Raw genomic sequence first — 16,990 nt, 5'->3', positions numbered from 1 at the left:
TAAACAGATATGCAAATGAAAGAAAACAATATAAAGAAAGTCCTGCTGCTCGGTTCCGGTGCACTGAAAATCGGTGAGGCAGGAGAATTTGACTACTCCGGTTCACAGGCGCTCAAGGCATTGAAGGAGGAAGGCATCTACACGGTTCTCATCAATCCGAACATTGCCACGGTACAGACCTCGGAAGGAGTTGCCGACCAGATTTACTTCCTGCCCGTCACTCCTTACTTCGTGGAGAAGGTGATAGAGAAGGAGCGCCCGGACGGTATCATGCTTGCTTTTGGTGGGCAGACGGCACTGAACTGCGGTGTTTCCCTCTATAAAGACAAGATTTTCGAGAAGTACGGCGTGACGGTTCTCGGCACTCCCGTGCAGGCCATCATTGACACGGAGGACCGTGAAATCTTTGTGCAGAAACTGAATGAGATTGATGTAAAGACCATCAAGAGCGAAGCTGTGGAGAATGCAGCGGATGCCCGTCGCGCAGCCCGGGAACTGGGATACCCGGTCATTGTCCGTGCCGCATACGCGCTTGGCGGACTGGGTTCGGGCTTCTGCGACAATGAAGAAGAGCTGAATGTGCTGGTGGAGAAAGCCTTCTCCTTCTCCCCGCAGGTGCTGGTGGAGAAATCGCTGAAGGGATGGAAGGAAGTGGAATACGAGGTGGTGCGCGACCGCTTCGACAACTGCATCACGGTCTGCAACATGGAGAACTTCGACCCCCTGGGCATCCATACAGGTGAGTCCATCGTTATTGCCCCGTCACAGACGTTGAGCAATACGGACTATCATAAATTGCGTGAACTTGCTATCCGCATTATCCGTCACATCGGCATTGTGGGAGAGTGTAACGTGCAGTATGCCTACGACCCGATGAGCGAGGACTACCGGGTAATAGAGGTAAATGCACGCTTGAGCCGTTCGTCTGCACTTGCCTCTAAAGCAACGGGTTATCCGTTGGCGTTTGTAGCGGCAAAACTCGGCTTGGGCTATGGCTTGTTCGACTTGAACAACTCTGTGACAAAGACCACAAGCGCTTTCTTCGAACCCGCCCTGGACTATGTGGTCTGCAAGATACCGCGTTGGGATTTGGGCAAGTTCCACGGGGTGGACAAAGAGCTGGGTTCGAGCATGAAGTCGGTAGGCGAGGTGATGGCTATCGGCCGTACTTTCGAGGAAGCCATCCAGAAGGGGCTTCGCATGATAGGCCAGGGCATGCACGGCTTCGTAGAGAACAAGGAACTGGTGATTGCCGATTTGGACAAGGCTCTGCGCGAACCTACCGACAAACGTATCTTTGTCATCTCCAAAGCCTTCCGTGCCGGGTATACGGTGGACCAGGTGCACGAATTGACCAAGATAGACCGTTGGTTCCTGGAGAAGTTGATGAACATCATGGATACCAGCAGGGAACTGCACTCTTTTATGGCTGATGGAGAGTTGCCAATGATTCCCGTGGACTTGTTGCGTAAAGCCAAAGTACAAGGCTTCTCTGATTTCCAGATAGCCCGTGCCCTCGGCTTGGAACAAGCAATGGACGGCGAAGAAGCCATCCTTGCCGTCCGCAATTTCCGCAAGAGTGCAGGCATTCTGCCCGTAGTGAAGCAGATAGATACCCTTGCCGCCGAATATCCCGCACAGACCAACTATCTCTACCTAACGTATAGTGGCACGGCAAATGATGTCCGTTACCTCGGCGACCGCAAGTCCATTGTCGTATTGGGCTCCGGCGCCTACCGCATCGGTTCTTCCGTAGAGTTCGACTGGTGCGGCGTGCAGGCCCTGAACACCATCCGCCAGGAAGGCTACCGCAGTGTCATGATAAACTACAACCCCGAAACCGTGTCTACGGACTATGACATGTGCGACCGTCTTTACTTCGACGAGCTCACCTTCGAGCGCGTGATGGATATTCTCGAACTGGAGAATCCCCACGGGGTGATTGTCTCTACCGGTGGTCAGATACCGAATAACCTTGCCCTGCGCCTCGATGCGCAGAAGGTACCTATTCTCGGCACAAGCGCCAGGAGCATCGACAATGCCGAGGACCGTGACAAGTTCTCCGCCATGCTCGACCGCATTGGTGTAGACCAACCCGAATGGCGGGCGCTGACCTCCCTGGAGGACATCAACGCCTTTGTGGATAAGGTGGGCTTCCCGGTATTGGTCCGTCCTTCCTACGTATTGTCCGGCGCTGCGATGAACGTCTGTTCCAACCGGGAGGAGCTGGAACGCTTCCTGAAGCTGGCGGCGAATGTCAGCAAGAAACATCCCGTAGTGGTGAGCCAGTTCATTGAGCATGCCAAGGAGGTGGAGATGGATGCTGTGGCGCAAGATGGAGAGATTATCGCATATGCCATCAGCGAGCATATCGAGTTTGCCGGAGTGCATTCCGGTGACGCCACTATCCAGTTCCCGCCACAAAAGTTGTATGTGGAGACGGTGCGCCGCATCAAGCGCATCAGCCGCGAGATTGCCCGTGAGCTGAACATCTCCGGTCCGTTCAATATCCAGTATCTGGCACGCGAGAACGACATCAAGGTGATTGAGTGCAACCTCCGTGCCAGCCGTTCGTTCCCGTTTGTCAGCAAGGTGCTGAAGATAAACCTTATTGAACTTGCCACGAAGGTGATGCTCGGCATTCCGGTACAGAAGCCGGACAAGAATCTGTTCGATTTGGATTACGTAGGCATCAAGGCGAGCCAGTTCTCCTTCAACCGTCTGCAGAAGGCCGACCCGGTACTGGGTGTGGATATGGCAAGCACGGGCGAGGTGGGTTGCATCGGCAGCGATACTTCCTGCGCCATTCTCAAGGCGATGCTCTCCGTGGGATATCGTATTCCAGAGAAAAATATCCTGCTTTCTACCGGTACTCCGAAGCAGAAAGTGGACATGCTTTCTGCCGCGCGTATGCTTCAGAAGAAGGGGTATAAGATATTTGCCACGGGTGGTTCCAGCAACTTCCTTACGGAGAACGGTGTGGAGAATACGCGCGTCTACTGGCCCAGCGAACCCGAACGCCAGCCGCAGGCACTCGACATGCTGCACCGCAAGGAGATAGACATGGTGGTCAATATTCCGAAGAACCTCACCGCAGGCGAGTTGGATAACGGCTACAAGATACGCCGTGCCGCCATCGACCTCAATATTCCGTTGATAACGAATGCCCGTCTGGCAAGTGCGTTCATCAATGCATTCTGCACGATGACGCCGGATGATTTGGCTATCAAGTCGTGGGCGGAGTACAAATGATAATTTAATTTGCTATCTTTGCTGAAAACTAAGTTCGATGGAAACAATTTTGACCCAATACTATCAATCTCCTTATGGCGAGTTGCTCCTCGGCTCTTTCGGCGATAAACTCTGCCTATGCGACTGGATGCTGAACGAGAAACGTAGAGTAACCGTTGATAAGCGCATACGGCAGGCGCTGCATGCCGATTATGAGGAAGGCACTTCGGAAGTGATTGCAAGGGCAATCATTCAGTTGGATGAGTATTTTGCCTGTAAGCGGACCATATTCGATGTTCCACTGCTTGCAGTCGGAACAGAATTCCAGCGGACGGTGTGGCAGGAGTTGCAGAACATCCCTTACGGAAAAACAGTGTCCTACGGCGAGCTTTCACGAAAGCTGGGCAATCCGAAAGCCGTACGTGCGGTGGCGGCTGCCAATGGGGCAAATGCCCTCTCCATACTCATCCCCTGCCATCGTGTGGTGGGCAGCAACCATACGCTGATAGGCTATGCCGGTGGACTGGCAGCCAAACAAGGGATGCTGGCATTGGAAGCGGACTCTTGCGACGGACCGTCAGGCTCCCGTATAGGACAGCTGTTTTGAGGTCAGGTTTGTTTCTGGTATTCCGCCGGTGTCATCCCCGTCATACGTTTGAAGAACTTCGAGAAGAACGACGGATTGGGAAAGTTCAGTTCGTCTGATATTTGAAACACCAGTAGATTACTGTGTTTCAGCAATACTTTGGCTTCGAGGATAACTGCTTGATTAATCCATTGCATCACGGTTTGTCCGCTTGTTTCACGTATCACCGAACTCAGATAGTGCGGTGTCAGGCATAGCTTGTCGGCATAGAAGTTGACGTTGCGTTCGTGCTTGCTGTGTTGGTTCACCAAAGCGATGAAGCGGCGGAATAGCTCTTCCTGGCGTGAAAGGCGTGCCGGAGTTGACTTGCATGTGTGCTCGTGGATATACTTAAGGTTATAGAGAAGTGAGACAATCAAGTGCTGTACAGCTCCGCGGCGGTAGGGCAAACAATGTAGTATATTCCACAATAAAGAGAAGAAGCTGCTGATGTGTGCCCATTCCTCGTTGTTGCATGAAAGGCGGATTCCGTTTCGTGTATAAGCTTCCGAAAGAATGGAATTCTGTAGTACGGGCAGAAAATTGGCAGTGGGCATGATGACTTGGAATTCGTAGTCGGGACTGACTTCCGATATTTCTATCAGCGAATTGTCAGGGATGATAATAATATCGTGGGCTGTAGCTTCATATTCGATAAGATTGATGGAGATTCGGCCCTTACCTTGCATGATGCGTACAATCCTTCCTTCTTTGGCACGATAAGGTTGCTGGGTGCGGAATAGCCTGAATCCCATTGCTTGAAAACTGATGACCATTCCCAAATCGTCGTTTATAAATCTGTATTCGGAATGTTCTATAAAATCCGGATTGTTGCGGATGTCCTCGAATGCGACGCTTATCGGTTTGTTCTTTTCCATATCTTTCCCTTTATGAATAATGTATATTTCCACCGCAAAGATAATAAAGTGTTCCTATTATTTGTCTTTTTCTACGAAATGTCGTACTATTAGAACATCTTTGCGCACAAATGGATTGTAAGGTTATAGGGTTATGCCTTTATCTTTGCATGTGTATAGAACAAAACCATGTAGAATAAACAAGAAACAGAATGGATATGAAACGAACCGTTTTCTTTTTTACCCTTTCTCTTGCCGCCATGCTGGCACATGCCCAGCTCACGTTGGAAGAGTGCCAGCGCCGGGCGCAAGACAATTATCCGTTGGTCAGGCAATACGGACTGATAGAAAAGGCACGCGGGTACGACCTCTCCAATGCCGGAAAAGGTTACTTGCCCCAGTTTTCCCTATCCGGCAAGGCCACGTACCAGAGTGACATCACCCGGCTACCGGTCGAAATCCCTAATCTCGACATCAAGACTGCTTCGAAAGACCAGTACCAGGTGATGCTCGAAGTGCAGCAGACCCTCTGGGATGGTGGGGATATACGTTCCAGAAAACGATTGACGCGTGCCGCCTCGGAAGTGGAACTGGAAAAACAGCATGTAGACATGTATGCCTTGACTGACCGGGTGAACCAGCTCTTTTTCGGCATCCTGCTGTTGGACGAACAGCTGAAACAGAACAGCCTCTTGCAAGAAGATTTAGGAAGAACCCACAAGCAGGTAGCCGACTATATAGCCAATGGCATCGCCACCCTGAGCGACCTGGATGCAGTCAGCGTAGAGCAACTGAACACCAGGCAGCACCGTGTGGAATTGGAGACCACCCGCCGTGCATACCTCAGCATGCTTGCTGCCTTTACGGGCAAGGACCTCTCTTCCGAAACGGTTTTATTGAAACCGGCTGCCGAAGAAAACATAGACCGGCAGATGAACAACCGTCCCGAACTTCGTTGGTACGATGCGCAGGGAGAGCAACTCCACCAGCAGGAGGCAGCCTTGAACACCCGGTTGATGCCGCGTTTCGGCCTTTTTGTACAAGGGGCATACGGCAATCCGGGATTGAATATGCTGAAAGATGAATTCAACGCCTATTACATGGCGGGGGTGCGCATGTCCTGGAATTTCGGCAGTCTGTATACGTTGAAGAACGACCGCCGCAGGATAGACAATACCCGCCAACAGATAGAGACCGGCCGGGATGTGTTCCTTTTCAACATTCGCCTGCAGGCTACGCAGCAGGATGCGGGCATTGTATCCATGCGCCGCCAGATGGCGGATGATGACGAGATTATCCGTCTGCGTGGGAATATCCGCCGTGCAGCCGAGGCCAAGGTGCAGAACGGGACAATGACCGTGACCGATATGCTGCGGGAGATTACCAACGAAAGTATGGCACGACAGACCAAGGCATTGCATGAGGTGCAGTTGCTGATGAACATCTGGCAGCTGAAATATACGCTGAACAATTAATGACTATAATCCGTAATTTATAACTTGAAATAGTATGAAATCATTGAAATTATTTCCTTTTTTATTTCTCCTTGCCGCCTGTACCGGCGGTACTCCGAAATATGATGCGACGGGAACGTTCGAGGCTACCGAAGTCATCGTTTCTGCCGAGGCGTCTGGAAAATTGCTGAGTTTCGACATCGAGGAAGGCACGACACTGAAAGACGGGCAGGAGGTAGGCATTATAGATACCGTCCAACTCTATCTGAAGAAACTCCAGTTGGAGGCCAGTGTCAAGTCCGTGGAAGGCCAGCGGCCTGATATCCTGAAGCAAGTAGCCGCCACTCAGGAACAGATTGTGCAGGCACGGCGCGAGCGCGACCGTGTGTCCAACCTGCTCCGTGTGGGTGCCGCCAACCAGAAGCAACTGGATGATGCCGAGTCCCTTCTCGAAGTCCTCCGCAAGCAGCTCGACGCACAGAACTCCACCCTGCGCAACAGTGACCGGAGCCTGACGTGGCAAAGTTCCTCTGTCGGCATCCAGGTGGCGCAGATAGAAGACCAGTTGCGCAAATGCCACATCACCTCTCCGCTGACGGGAACCGTCCTTGCCCAATATGCCGAAGCCGGAGAACTGGCTGCTCCCGGCACCCCTCTTTTCAAAGTGGCGGATATGGAGCAGATTTACCTCCGTGCCTACATCACCTCCGAGCAGCTTGCCGAAATCAAGCTGGGGCAGCAAGTGAAGGTTTATGCGGATTATGGAAAGGAAGTGCGGAAAGAATACCCCGGCATCGTCACCTGGATTTCCGATACGTCCGAGTTCACTCCAAAAACTATCCTGACGAAAGACGAGCGCGCCAATCTGGTCTATGCTGTAAAGATTGCCGTGAAGAATGACGGGATGCTGAAAATAGGAATGTATGGAGGCTGTAACTTTAACTAATATCTCCAAACGTTACGGCAGCGTGGAAGCCCTGCGGGGTGTCTCTCTGTCAGTGGCTCCCGGTGAGCTTTTCGGCATCATCGGGCCGGACGGTGCGGGCAAGACATCGCTTTTCCGCATCCTCACCACTTTGCTGCTTGCCGACGGAGGCTCGGCTTCGGTCTGCGGTCTGGATGTGGTGAAGGACTACAAAGCCATCCGCAGGCGGGTGGGGTATATGCCCGGACGCTTCTCCCTCTATCCGGACTTGACGGTGGAGGAGAATCTCAATTTCTTCGCCACCGTCTTCCACACCACCATCGAGGAGAATTATGATTTGGTGCGCGACATTTACCGGCAGATAGAACCTTTCCGCAAGCGCCGCGCCGGAGCGTTGTCCGGCGGCATGAAGCAGAAACTCGCCCTTAGCTGTGCCCTTATCCATAAACCGGATGTCCTCTTTCTGGACGAACCCACTACGGGCGTCGACCCCGTGTCCCGCAAGGAATTCTGGGGAATGCTTCGCCGACTGAAGGAGCAGGGTATCACCATCATTGCTTCCACCCCCATCATCGACGAAGCGCGCCAATGCGACCGCATCGCCTTCATCAACGAAGGAGAGATAAAAGGCATCGATACCCCCGACCGTATCCTGACACGCTTTGCGGGCATCCTCTGCCCTCCGGGCTTGCAGCACGAACGGGTGGAAAACCACGAAAACAAGGTGATTGAGGTGGAAGGGTTGACCAAGCGGTTCGGTAATTTCACCGCTGTAGACCACATCTCCTTCCAAGTCCATCGGGGCGAGATTTTCGGTTTCCTGGGAGCCAACGGGGCAGGCAAGACCACCGCCATGCGCATGCTTACGGGACTTAGCCGCCCCACCGGCGGCAAGGCATGTGTGGCAGGTTTCGATGTGGCTTCCCAACCCGAAGAAGTGAAGAAGAACATCGGCTACATGAGCCAGAAATTTTCCCTTTACGAAGACCTCAAGGTGTGGGAGAATATCCGCCTCTTTGCCGGTATCTACGGCATCCCCGAAGCGGAGATTGCCCCCAAGACGGATGAGCTGCTCCTCCGCCTCGGGCTGGAAAAGGAACGGGATACACTGGTGAAAAGCCTTCCGCTGGGCTGGAAGCAGAAGCTGGCCTTCTCCGTCTCCATCTTCCACCGTCCCAAGATTGTCTTTCTGGATGAGCCTACGGGTGGGGTGGACCCTGCCACGCGCCGCCAGTTCTGGGAGCTGATTTACCAGGCTGCCGACGAGGGCATCACCGTCTTTGTCACCACCCACTTTATGGACGAGGCGGAGTATTGCGACCGCATCTCCATCATGGTAGACGGCGTCATCCGTGCACTCGACACTCCCGGGGAGCTGAAACGGCAGTTCAATGCCACTACGATGGACGATGTATTCCAACAACTGGCTCGTCAAGCCGTGCGAACCGCCGACTGAAAATCCGTGAAATCCGCATTATCCGAGCCTAAATATAAATATAGACAATGAAACAATTCATATCTTTCATCCGAAAAGAGTTCTTCCATATCTTCCGCGACCGGCGCACGATGCTGATTCTGCTGGGCATGCCCATCGTGCAGATAATCCTTTTCGGTTTTGCCATCACCACCGAGGTGAAGAACGTGCGTGTGGCGGTGCTCGACCCGTCGAATGACGTAGTTACCCGCCGTATCATCGACCGCATGGATGCAAGCGAATACTTCACCGTCATCCGCCGCCTGCATTCTCCCGCCGATATGGAGGCTTCTTTCGGAAGAGGGGAGATTGACATGGCGCTTGTTTTCAGCGAGCGTTTCTCGGACAAGCTTTATACCGGCGAGGCGCGCGTGCAGCTTGTCTCCGACGCCACAGACCCCAATATGGCGACTATGCAGGCAGGCTATGCCGCAAACATCATCTCCTCTGCCGGGCAGGAGATGCTTCTGCCGGGAGTGCATGCCGCTGCCATCGTACCCCAGCTCAAGCTGCTGTACAATCCGCAGATGAAGAGTGCCTACAACTTCGTGCCGGGTGTCATGGGGCTTATTCTGATGCTGATTTGCGCCATGATGACCTCCATCTCCATTGTGCGCGAGAAGGAGACGGGGACGATGGAGGTCCTGCTGGTTTCTCCCGTCAAACCGCTTTTCATCATTCTGGCAAAGGCGGTGCCCTATTTTGTGCTGTCGTTTGTCAACTTGACCACCATTCTTCTGCTTTCGGTCTATGTGCTCGATGTTCCCGTGGCGGGCAGCTTGTTCTGGCTGGTGGTGGTGTCGCTGCTATTCATCTTTGTCTCCCTGGCGCTGGGGCTGCTGATTTCTACGGTCACCCGGACGCAGGTTGCCGCCATGCTGGTGTCCGGACTGATGCTGATGATGCCCACCATGTTGCTTTCGGGCATGATATTCCCCATTGAGAGTATGCCCGTTATCCTGCAGGCCATTTCAGCTGTGCTTCCTGCACGCTGGTATATCCAGGCGGTGCGTAAGCTGATGATTGAGGGAGTGGATGTTTCGCTTGTGCTGATGGAGGTCGGCATACTTGCCACGATGGCGGTATTGCTGATAACGGTGAGTTTCAAGAAATTCAAGCATCGGCTTGAGTAAAGAGCGGATATGAATTTTGTATTAATTATTCAGGCAGAAGAACATAAGGACAAAAGGATACGGGAAATCTGTTCTTTTGTTCTTGTGTCTAAAATCTTTAAAATATCGTCTTATGATAAAGTTTCTCATTGAAAAGGAATTCAAGCAGTTGTTCCGCAACTCCTTCCTGCCCAAGCTGATTTTCATTTTCCCGTGCATGATTATGATACTGATGCCCTGGGCCGCCAATCTGGAGATAAAGAACATCAATCTGAATATAGTGGACAATGACCACAGCGTCTTGTCTCGCCGTCTGGTAGATAAAATCGGTGCATCCACTTATTTCTGCCTGACAGCGCTTCCCGATACATACGATGAGGCTTTGCTGGCCATTGAAGCAGGTTCGGCAGATGTCGTGCTGGAGATTCCCCGTGATTTCGAAAAGGATTGGGTGAAGGGAGAGGCGCCTCGTCTGCTGGTGGCGGCCAATGCCGTGAACGGCACGAAGGGCAGTCTGGGAGGATCCTACTTGTCTTCCATCATCAGTGACTATACCCGTGAACTGGGTTCGGAGTCGTCTTCGCAAGGGCTTGCCGGGAAGCCGCTTCCCCGGGTGGACATCACTACGCAGAATCTTTACAACCCCACGCTGAACTACAAGCTTTTCATGATTCCTGCCCTCATGGTAATGCTGCTGACGCTGATTTGCGGTTTTCTCCCTGCCCTCAATGTGGTGGGCGAGAAGGAGGCGGGCACCATCGAGCAGATAAATGTCACCCCCGTCGGCAAGTTCACTTTCATTGCCGCCAAGCTGATACCTTACTGGCTGATAGGTTTTGTGGTGCTGACCATCTGTTTCGTTCTGGCATGGGTACTTTACGGCATTCTGCCGGCGGGACATTTCCTCACTATCTACGGCATGGCGCTGTTTTCTCTACCGGTGGTGTCGGGGTTCGGGCTGGTCATATCCAATCATTCGACCACGTTGCAGCAGGCCATGTTTGTCATGTGGTTCTTCATGCTTATCCTTATTCTGATGAGTGGTCTTTTCACCCCTATCCACAGTATGCCTGAGTGGGCGCAATGGATTACGTGCATCAATCCGCTACGCTATTTTGTGGAGGTGATGCGTACCATCTATCTCCGTGGTGGCGGATTTGCCGAACTGCTTCCGCAACTGGGAGCCGTGTTGGTCTTTGCATTGGTCTTCAATCTGTGGGCGGTAAAAAGTTATAAGAAAAGTAGTTAACTGATTTTTCTTTATTATTATCCTATTTGGCTCTCTTTTTTGAAGAAGGGCTACACCATTTGCCTTGGATAGCTACACCCTTTTGTGTTTAAGGCTACACCATGAGGAGGAAAAGGTGTAGCCCTTTTATTATGGATAATAAAAGCTGTTTTTTGTGCGGAAAAAAGGGTGCAAATAGTGATATGTATCTAATGATGAAAAATATCTGTTTTGCTTAGTAATTGATTGATAGAGTTTATATGATATTTATCAGTTCCCTTATTGGAAAAAACTCTTATCTTTGCACGCGAATAAATAAATATCTTATACCAAAATGAATACACAGACTACTTATCTTGCCTCGAAACCGCATTATGAGATTCTTGACGGACTTCGTGGCGTGGCGGCTGTCATGGTTATTATCTTCCATCTTTTTGAAGCACATGCAGGTGGCAGCCATCTTACTCAAATTATCAATCATGGTTATCTGGCAGTGGATTTCTTCTTCATGCTTTCCGGTTTTGTTATCGGCTATGCTTATGATGACCGTTGGAACCGGATGACCGTGGGCACTTTCTTCAAACGCCGTATCATCCGCCTGCATCCTATGGTGATTATGGGAAGCATTGTGGGCGCTGCCTTTTTCTATTTTCAGGAGTCGCCTTGTTTTCCACCTATCGAGAATACGTCCATCGGAACAATGCTGCTGGTGATGTTGCTGGGCTGTACCTTGCTTCCTCTTCCGCTGAAGTTCGACATTCGCGGCTGGACGGAAATGCATCCGTTGAATGGCCCGGCATGGTCGCTCTATTATGAATATATCGGTAATATTCTGTATGCGTTGTTTGTACGCAAGTTCAATAAGGTGGCCCTGTCGGTGCTGGTATTTGTGGCAGGGTGTTTTACGGTATACCGTTGTCTGACTGCTCCTGCCGGCGATATTGTGGGTGGTTGGGCCTTGAACTGGGAACAGCAGTATGTGGGTATGGTCCGGCTGATGTATCCGTTCTTCGGCGGATTGCTTCTGTCACGCCTCGGCTGGCTGATACGGCTTGAAAAGCGTGCTTTCTGGTGGTGCAGCCTGCTGATTGTGGTGGTTCTTTCCATTCCCCGTATCGGAGGTGAGGATGGTTACTGGATGAACGGGCTTTACGAGGCTTTCTGTATTATCTGCATCTTCCCGGTCATTGTTTCAATGGGAGCGGGCGGCAAGGTGACCGGTAAGCGCTCTACTGCCGTATGCAAGTTCCTGGGAGATATTTCCTATCCGATTTATATTACCCATTATCCGTTGGTATATACTTATACGGCTTGGGTATGCAACAATAACGCTACAATGGTGGAAGGTATCCCTTATATGATACTTACTTTCGTTGGAGCCTTTGTTCTTGCTTATGCTTGTTTGAAACTGTACGACGAACCGGTGCGCAAGTGGCTGACAGACCGTTTTCTGAAAGGGAAAAAGAAATAGTTCCGCATAGCTATGGATATAAAAAATCTCCCGTTGCATTATCTTGTGCAGCGGGAGATTTTCTTTTTAATGGTCGGGCGTTATTTTACGTCGATGAATTTCTTGGCCTTTTCTTTTTCTGCTTCTGTAAACTTAGGCAATGTAATGTTCAACACGCCGTTTTCTACATGGGCACCAATCTTTTCCTTATCGACATCGTCCGGAAGAATCATGGTTTGCTGGAACTTGGTGTATGAGAATTCGCGGCGTAAGTAGCGGCCTTCCTTCTTTTCGTCCTTGTTGTTCTCTTCCTTGCTTTCTGTTTTCTTTTCCATGCTGATGACCAGGTTGTTTTCTTCGTCGATGTGAACGTTGAAGTCTTCTTTTGTCATACCGGGAGCAGCCAATTCAACTTTGTACTCTTTTGCTGTTTCGAATACGTTGATGGCAGGGGCGGTGGCATTTGCTTTTACCATCCAATCATTGTCAAAGAAATCATTAAAAATACTCGGTAACCAATTTTGGTTTCTTCTTACAGGCATCATAGTTATAGTCTCCTATTGTTTAAGTTAAACATGCTATTTAGTTTTGAACTCCGGTTCTTTGTCTTCGGGTGTCTGCCTTTTGTTTTTTTCACCGTCCGTTTCTTGAACCGTCGTTCGCTAACTATATTGCAAACCTTATGCCAACCGGTCTTTGCTGACTCTATTGACTATTTGTCATTGAAGAACTGACTTATTTGCTTGTTTAATGCCATTTTGCTATCTTATTTATTTAAAATTGATAGATTTTCAGACTAATTTAAAACGCATTCTCCAACGCTTGGCTTCTTCGTTCCAATCGTGACTGATGATTTTGAAGGTTCCGATTTCTGATGTATTCTCCACATGTACTCCGATGCAGAGGCATTCGTCGTAATCGCCTACTTTCACGACACGTACCGTTTCCGAAGCACCATCGGGCAGGCGTTCCAAGTCGAAACGTCCTTGCGCTTCCTCTTGCGTAATGAATTCTGTTGTGATGGGCAGCTGTCGGGCGATTACCTCGTTTACGGCCTCTTCCAGCTTCTTTATTTCTTCTTCCGTGGGGCAGGCGGCAAGACGGTAGTCCAGCTTGCTTTTCTTCCGTTCTATGTGTGCTGATATGGAGCGGCCGCAACCGAATAACCTTATCATGGTTTGGTTGATGATGTGCTCCGTTGTATGCATAGGAGGGTACTCCTGCTTGTTGTGGTCATTGAGATGAGGTTGTTGTTCCATGTATAATTTCAATAGTTGATATATAATTTGATATTTTATCGTTTGAGGTTGGCCAGCACTTCTTCTTTCAAGATGCTGTATATATGTATGTCTGTATATTCTCCAGAAGCCAGCAGTTCTCCGCAACGTTCTGTTCCCTCATGGATGAAACCGAGGCGAACCGGTACTGCGTTGCTGGCTGCATTGCCCACGGCACAGCGAATTTGTATCCGCTTTATCTCTTTTTCTTGTACGGCCCACAGACACAGCTTGCGGACACTTTCAGTAATGATGCCCCGGTGCTGGTATTCCGGCAGTAGCCAATAGCCGAGTTCTGTACGGTGGTTGTCGAAATCGGAGAAATGGAAACCTATCAGTCCGCAGATTTCATGCTGCTGGTTCCAAATACCGAATATAGGTTCATTTCGTTCGGCAGGAGCAGATAGTACCTGACGTAAAAAAGCTTCTTCATCAGCTGTTGTGCGCATATTATCCACAAATGGCAGCCATGTTCTTAAGTAATCCCGGTGTGTGTCGATGGCATGGTAGATGGCTGCGGCCTCTTCCATTCTGATTTCCTGCAGATAAATGTCCGGAAGGATGGGGAAGGAAATGGGAGAGGGGAGGATATGTACGTCTCTTGATTGGGAAAGCTGTATCCTTTCCTTGATTTTTCCCCAGGCATGTGTATCGAACAGACAGCTTTCGCGCATGGTGTGATACATTTCCTTGAATCGGGACATGGGGATAGTGAAGCTCAATAAGTCCGCTTCGAAGTATGGGCGGACGGAGGGGTCGAAGAATCCCAGGAAAGTACGTTTCCCTTGTTTCCGGTTTTCAATGATGGTTTGGGTAATGACGGAACAGCAGCCGGAGCCGAATGGGGCTGCTACGGCATCCGATGCATTGTTGTCGAAGAAGGTCCATGTCGCCAGTCCGGATAGAATGTCGGGAGTTGGCAGGAACAGCAGTCCTTCCACTTCATCAAAGGAAGGTATCTTGTCTATGCGGGCAAAATGCAGATAGGCTTTGTCAGTTCTGGAAATCTGTAGCTCATTGACAAAATCTACCACCATTTCGGGAGTCTTCTTGTATTTCTCTTTCAAAGAGACAAACCCCGGGACGCGCTCGGGCATTTCTGTAAATCCGGTATAGAACTTGCCTCCTCCGCAGGTAATTGTTTTGTTGCTGAGACTGACGGTTTTGCCGTCTCTGACTTGTTTCATGCATTTGAAGAGACAACCGGTTACTTTCTCTGTAGATGCCTCCATTCGGTCTGAATACCAAAAGGCGATGGGGAGTTCGGCGTGTTGGCCGAAAGCTTCCTGATAATTGGCAATAAATGTGTGTATATCCATGATGCTCGGATGATATTTATGATATGGTCTTTCTTTGGATTTTCCGTAAAGGTAATTCAATATTTTGATTCTTTTGCTTGCAGTATGCCTTTTTATCACTCTGCTTTCGAGCTTTTAATGATAGTAGAATAGGTTTTTATGGTATTTTAATTACTTTTGCATGAGGATTCTCAAAAAGTATTGCCTTTAACTAATCGGAAAGCCGGATGAAAAATATAATCATATTCTTGTGTCTTTGTACCATCTGTATGTGCCGCCTTCATGCTGCAGACAGCAGCCGGGCGGATTCTTTGCTGCTGAAACTGGACCAGGCGATAAAGGAGCGTCCCATATATATGGAGCAGAAAGAGCTGAAACTGGTGGAACTGAAAAGACAGTTGCATCGACAGATACCGGATGAAGAACGTTTTGCCATTCTTGGCACATTGCTGGATGAGTACCGTTCGTTCAATACGGATTCTGCATTGCACATGGCCGAGGAAAGGGAACAGATAGCCATACGTCTTGGAAACCGGGAATACATAGACAATGCCCGCATGAATAAAGCAGATGTTTTGGGAATGACCGGTATGTATAAGGAAGTTATGGATTTGATGCGGAATATCCATATAGACCGGTTGCCGGTGGATATCCATCCATATTATTACCATATCTACCGTACGGTCTATGGCCTTATGGCCGATTATGCCGTGACGGCATATGAAAAGAAGCTTTATACGGAGCTTACGGACAAATATCGTGATTCGTTGCTGTTGGTCAATAAAGATAATCTTCTGATACATACCTTGATTCAGTCCGACCAGTATAATGTACGCAATGAATATGACAAGGCCATCCGTTTGCTGACGGATTATCTGGCGCTGCAGAAGGACTATGAACACGACGTTGCGATTTGTGCCTATACTTTATCAGAGTCTTACCGGCTGAAAGGGGACAAAGAGAAGGAAAAGGAATACCTGATTGTTTCTGCTATGGCGGATATGAAAACCGCTGTCCGTGAATATATCTCTTTACGCAAGCTCGCCGTACTGCTTTACCAGGAAGGAGACATCGAGCGTGCCTATTCTTATGTAAAGATATGTATGGAAGATGCAGCCGCCTGCAATGCCCGGTTGCGCAAGCTGGAGATTCTGGAAATCTTTCCTATCATTAATGATGCTTACCAGCAAAAGACGGAGAAGCAGCAGGAGCAGATGAAATGGGCACTGGTATCTATCAGCCTACTTTCACTTTTTCTGTTGCTTGCCATATTTTATGTATACAAGCAGATGAAGAAAGTGGCTGCCGCCCGCAGGGAAGTGATTGACGCCAACAAACGGTTGAAGGAGCTGAATGATGAGCTTCACCTTTCCAATGCACAACTCAAGGAGGCCAACCACAGCATTGCCGAAAACTCCTATCTGAAGGAGGAGTATATCGGCCGTTATATGGACCAGTGCTCGGTCTATTTGGAAAAGATGGACAATTACCGCCGGTCGCTGGGAAAGATTGCCGCTACCGGAAATGTGGAGGAACTCTACAAGAACATCAAGTCTTCTAAATTCATAGAGGGGGAATTAAAGGAATTCTATACCAACTTTGATAATACCTTCCTGCAGCTGTTTCCTACTTTTGTAGAAGACTTCAATGCCCTGCTTGCCGATGATGAGCAAATATCCTTGAAAGCCGGCGAACGGATGAATACAGAGTTGCGCATCTTTGCATTGATACGTTTGGGCATTACTGACAGCGTGAAGATAGCCCAGTTCCTTCGGTATTCTGTTACCACCATTTATAACTATCGTACGAAGGTTCGCAACAAGGCTGCCGGTGACCGCGACTTGTTGGAACAGGAAGTGATGACAATTGGCAAGTCGAAGAACTGAGAATAGGGGTTTTGAAGCTTGGAAGTGTCTCTTTTACCCTTATATTTTCACTACTTTTTTAGTTGGGTAATAATTTTGTATATTATTGATATATAGTGGTTTAAGCCTTTTTGAATGATGTAAACCACTACTTTTTTACTCTTTCCTCCACTATTGGCTTCTCTTATCTGATA

Annotated in this window: 13 protein-coding genes; 9 read left to right on the top strand and 4 right to left on the bottom strand. The window is 49.6% G+C overall.

The features are described 5' to 3' along the window. Nucleotides 1–15: 15 nt before the first annotated feature. Nucleotides 16–3,252 (top strand): carbamoyl-phosphate synthase (glutamine-hydrolyzing) large subunit, encoded by a 3,237-nt coding sequence (carB, locus tag DW800_RS05955; protein WP_034529837.1) that lies wholly within the window; start codon nucleotides 16–18, stop codon nucleotides 3,250–3,252. 37 nt (nucleotides 3,253–3,289) lie between these two features. Next, the gene (locus DW800_RS05950; protein WP_005827626.1) at nucleotides 3,290–3,838 is read left to right on the top strand and encodes a methylated-DNA--[protein]-cysteine S-methyltransferase; all 549 of its coding nucleotides are present in this window, start codon (nucleotides 3,290–3,292) and stop codon (nucleotides 3,836–3,838) included. 2 nt (nucleotides 3,839–3,840) lie between these two features. Here DW800_RS05950 and DW800_RS05945 read toward each other — a convergent pair whose 3' ends face one another. Next, a complete protein-coding gene (locus DW800_RS05945) occupies nucleotides 3,841–4,734 on the bottom strand; it encodes a helix-turn-helix domain-containing protein (RefSeq protein ID WP_044468007.1) in 894 nt (297 codons plus the stop codon). Between the two features lie 191 nt (nucleotides 4,735–4,925). Here DW800_RS05945 and DW800_RS05940 point away from each other — a divergent pair, with 191 nt between their 5' ends. From DW800_RS05940 to DW800_RS05915, 6 genes are all read left to right on the top strand, one after another. Next, nucleotides 4,926–6,188 (top strand): TolC family protein, encoded by a 1,263-nt coding sequence (locus DW800_RS05940; protein WP_035448616.1) that lies wholly within the window; start codon nucleotides 4,926–4,928, stop codon nucleotides 6,186–6,188. A 34-nt stretch (nucleotides 6,189–6,222) separates the two neighbouring features. Next, on the top strand, nucleotides 6,223–7,113 hold the full coding sequence (locus DW800_RS05935; protein ID WP_009038348.1) for an HlyD family secretion protein: 891 nt from the start codon (nucleotides 6,223–6,225) through the stop codon (nucleotides 7,111–7,113). Further along, on the top strand, nucleotides 7,091–8,548 hold the full coding sequence (locus DW800_RS05930; protein WP_016273870.1) for an ATP-binding cassette domain-containing protein: 1,458 nt from the start codon (nucleotides 7,091–7,093) through the stop codon (nucleotides 8,546–8,548). Before DW800_RS05935 ends, DW800_RS05930 begins: the two co-directional genes overlap by 23 nt. Nucleotides 8,549–8,595: 47 nt before the next feature. Next, nucleotides 8,596–9,699: an ABC transporter permease gene (locus DW800_RS05925; RefSeq protein WP_008664442.1), complete on the top strand. Its 1,104-nt coding sequence runs from the start codon at nucleotides 8,596–8,598 to the stop codon at nucleotides 9,697–9,699. 112 nt (nucleotides 9,700–9,811) lie between these two features. Then, a complete protein-coding gene (locus DW800_RS05920; RefSeq protein ID WP_119957896.1) occupies nucleotides 9,812–10,927 on the top strand; it encodes an ABC transporter permease in 1,116 nt (371 codons plus the stop codon). Nucleotides 10,928–11,240: 313 nt separating this feature from the next. After that, nucleotides 11,241–12,377, top strand: coding sequence for an acyltransferase family protein (locus DW800_RS05915; protein ID WP_117703284.1), 1,137 nt, complete (start codon nucleotides 11,241–11,243; stop codon nucleotides 12,375–12,377). An 80-nt stretch (nucleotides 12,378–12,457) separates the two neighbouring features. Here DW800_RS05915 and DW800_RS05910 read toward each other — a convergent pair whose 3' ends face one another. The 3 genes from DW800_RS05910 to DW800_RS05900 form a co-directional block, all read right to left on the bottom strand. Beyond that, nucleotides 12,458–12,901, bottom strand: coding sequence for an Hsp20/alpha crystallin family protein (locus DW800_RS05910; protein ID WP_005827646.1), 444 nt, complete (start codon nucleotides 12,899–12,901; stop codon nucleotides 12,458–12,460). Nucleotides 12,902–13,147: 246 nt separating this feature from the next. Beyond that, complete coding sequence (locus tag DW800_RS05905) at nucleotides 13,148–13,615, bottom strand: hypothetical protein (protein ID WP_008664449.1); 468 nt, start codon at nucleotides 13,613–13,615, stop codon at nucleotides 13,148–13,150. A 35-nt stretch (nucleotides 13,616–13,650) separates the two neighbouring features. Beyond that, nucleotides 13,651–14,952 carry a GNAT family N-acetyltransferase gene (locus DW800_RS05900; RefSeq protein ID WP_117703285.1) on the bottom strand — a complete coding sequence of 434 codons (1,302 nt, stop codon included), beginning with the start codon at nucleotides 14,950–14,952 and terminating at the stop codon, nucleotides 13,651–13,653. Between the two features lie 206 nt (nucleotides 14,953–15,158). Between DW800_RS05900 and DW800_RS05895 the strand changes: the two genes are divergently transcribed. Then, nucleotides 15,159–16,817, top strand: a complete 1,659-nt coding sequence (locus tag DW800_RS05895; RefSeq protein ID WP_008664452.1) for a DUF6377 domain-containing protein — start codon at nucleotides 15,159–15,161, stop codon at nucleotides 16,815–16,817. Nucleotides 16,818–16,990: the final 173 nt, after the last annotated feature.

The organism is Bacteroides sp. AM32-11AC (assembly GCF_003603515.1).
Taxonomy (GTDB): Bacteria; Bacteroidota; Bacteroidia; order Bacteroidales; family Bacteroidaceae; genus Bacteroides; species Bacteroides uniformis.
Note: the sequence above shows the minus strand (reverse complement) of the source record. Positions and strands in the feature narration are given on the sequence as shown.

Coding starts and splice junctions, on each gene's coding strand:
- DW800_RS05900 (WP_117703285.1), bottom strand. CDS start 14,952: ATGGATATACACACATTTATTGCCAATTATCAGGAAGCTTTCGGCCAA.
- carB (WP_034529837.1), top strand. CDS start 16: ATGAAAGAAAACAATATAAAGAAAGTCCTGCTGCTCGGTTCCGGTGCA.
- DW800_RS05915 (WP_117703284.1), top strand. CDS start 11,241: ATGAATACACAGACTACTTATCTTGCCTCGAAACCGCATTATGAGATT.
- DW800_RS05930 (WP_016273870.1), top strand. CDS start 7,091: ATGGAGGCTGTAACTTTAACTAATATCTCCAAACGTTACGGCAGCGTG.
- DW800_RS05910 (WP_005827646.1), bottom strand. CDS start 12,901: ATGATGCCTGTAAGAAGAAACCAAAATTGGTTACCGAGTATTTTTAAT.
- DW800_RS05950 (WP_005827626.1), top strand. CDS start 3,290: ATGGAAACAATTTTGACCCAATACTATCAATCTCCTTATGGCGAGTTG.
- DW800_RS05935 (WP_009038348.1), top strand. CDS start 6,223: ATGAAATCATTGAAATTATTTCCTTTTTTATTTCTCCTTGCCGCCTGT.
- DW800_RS05945 (WP_044468007.1), bottom strand. CDS start 4,734: ATGGAAAAGAACAAACCGATAAGCGTCGCATTCGAGGACATCCGCAAC.
- DW800_RS05905 (WP_008664449.1), bottom strand. CDS start 13,615: ATGGAACAACAACCTCATCTCAATGACCACAACAAGCAGGAGTACCCT.
- DW800_RS05920 (WP_119957896.1), top strand. CDS start 9,812: ATGATAAAGTTTCTCATTGAAAAGGAATTCAAGCAGTTGTTCCGCAAC.
- DW800_RS05925 (WP_008664442.1), top strand. CDS start 8,596: ATGAAACAATTCATATCTTTCATCCGAAAAGAGTTCTTCCATATCTTC.
- DW800_RS05940 (WP_035448616.1), top strand. CDS start 4,926: ATGGATATGAAACGAACCGTTTTCTTTTTTACCCTTTCTCTTGCCGCC.
- DW800_RS05895 (WP_008664452.1), top strand. CDS start 15,159: ATGAAAAATATAATCATATTCTTGTGTCTTTGTACCATCTGTATGTGC.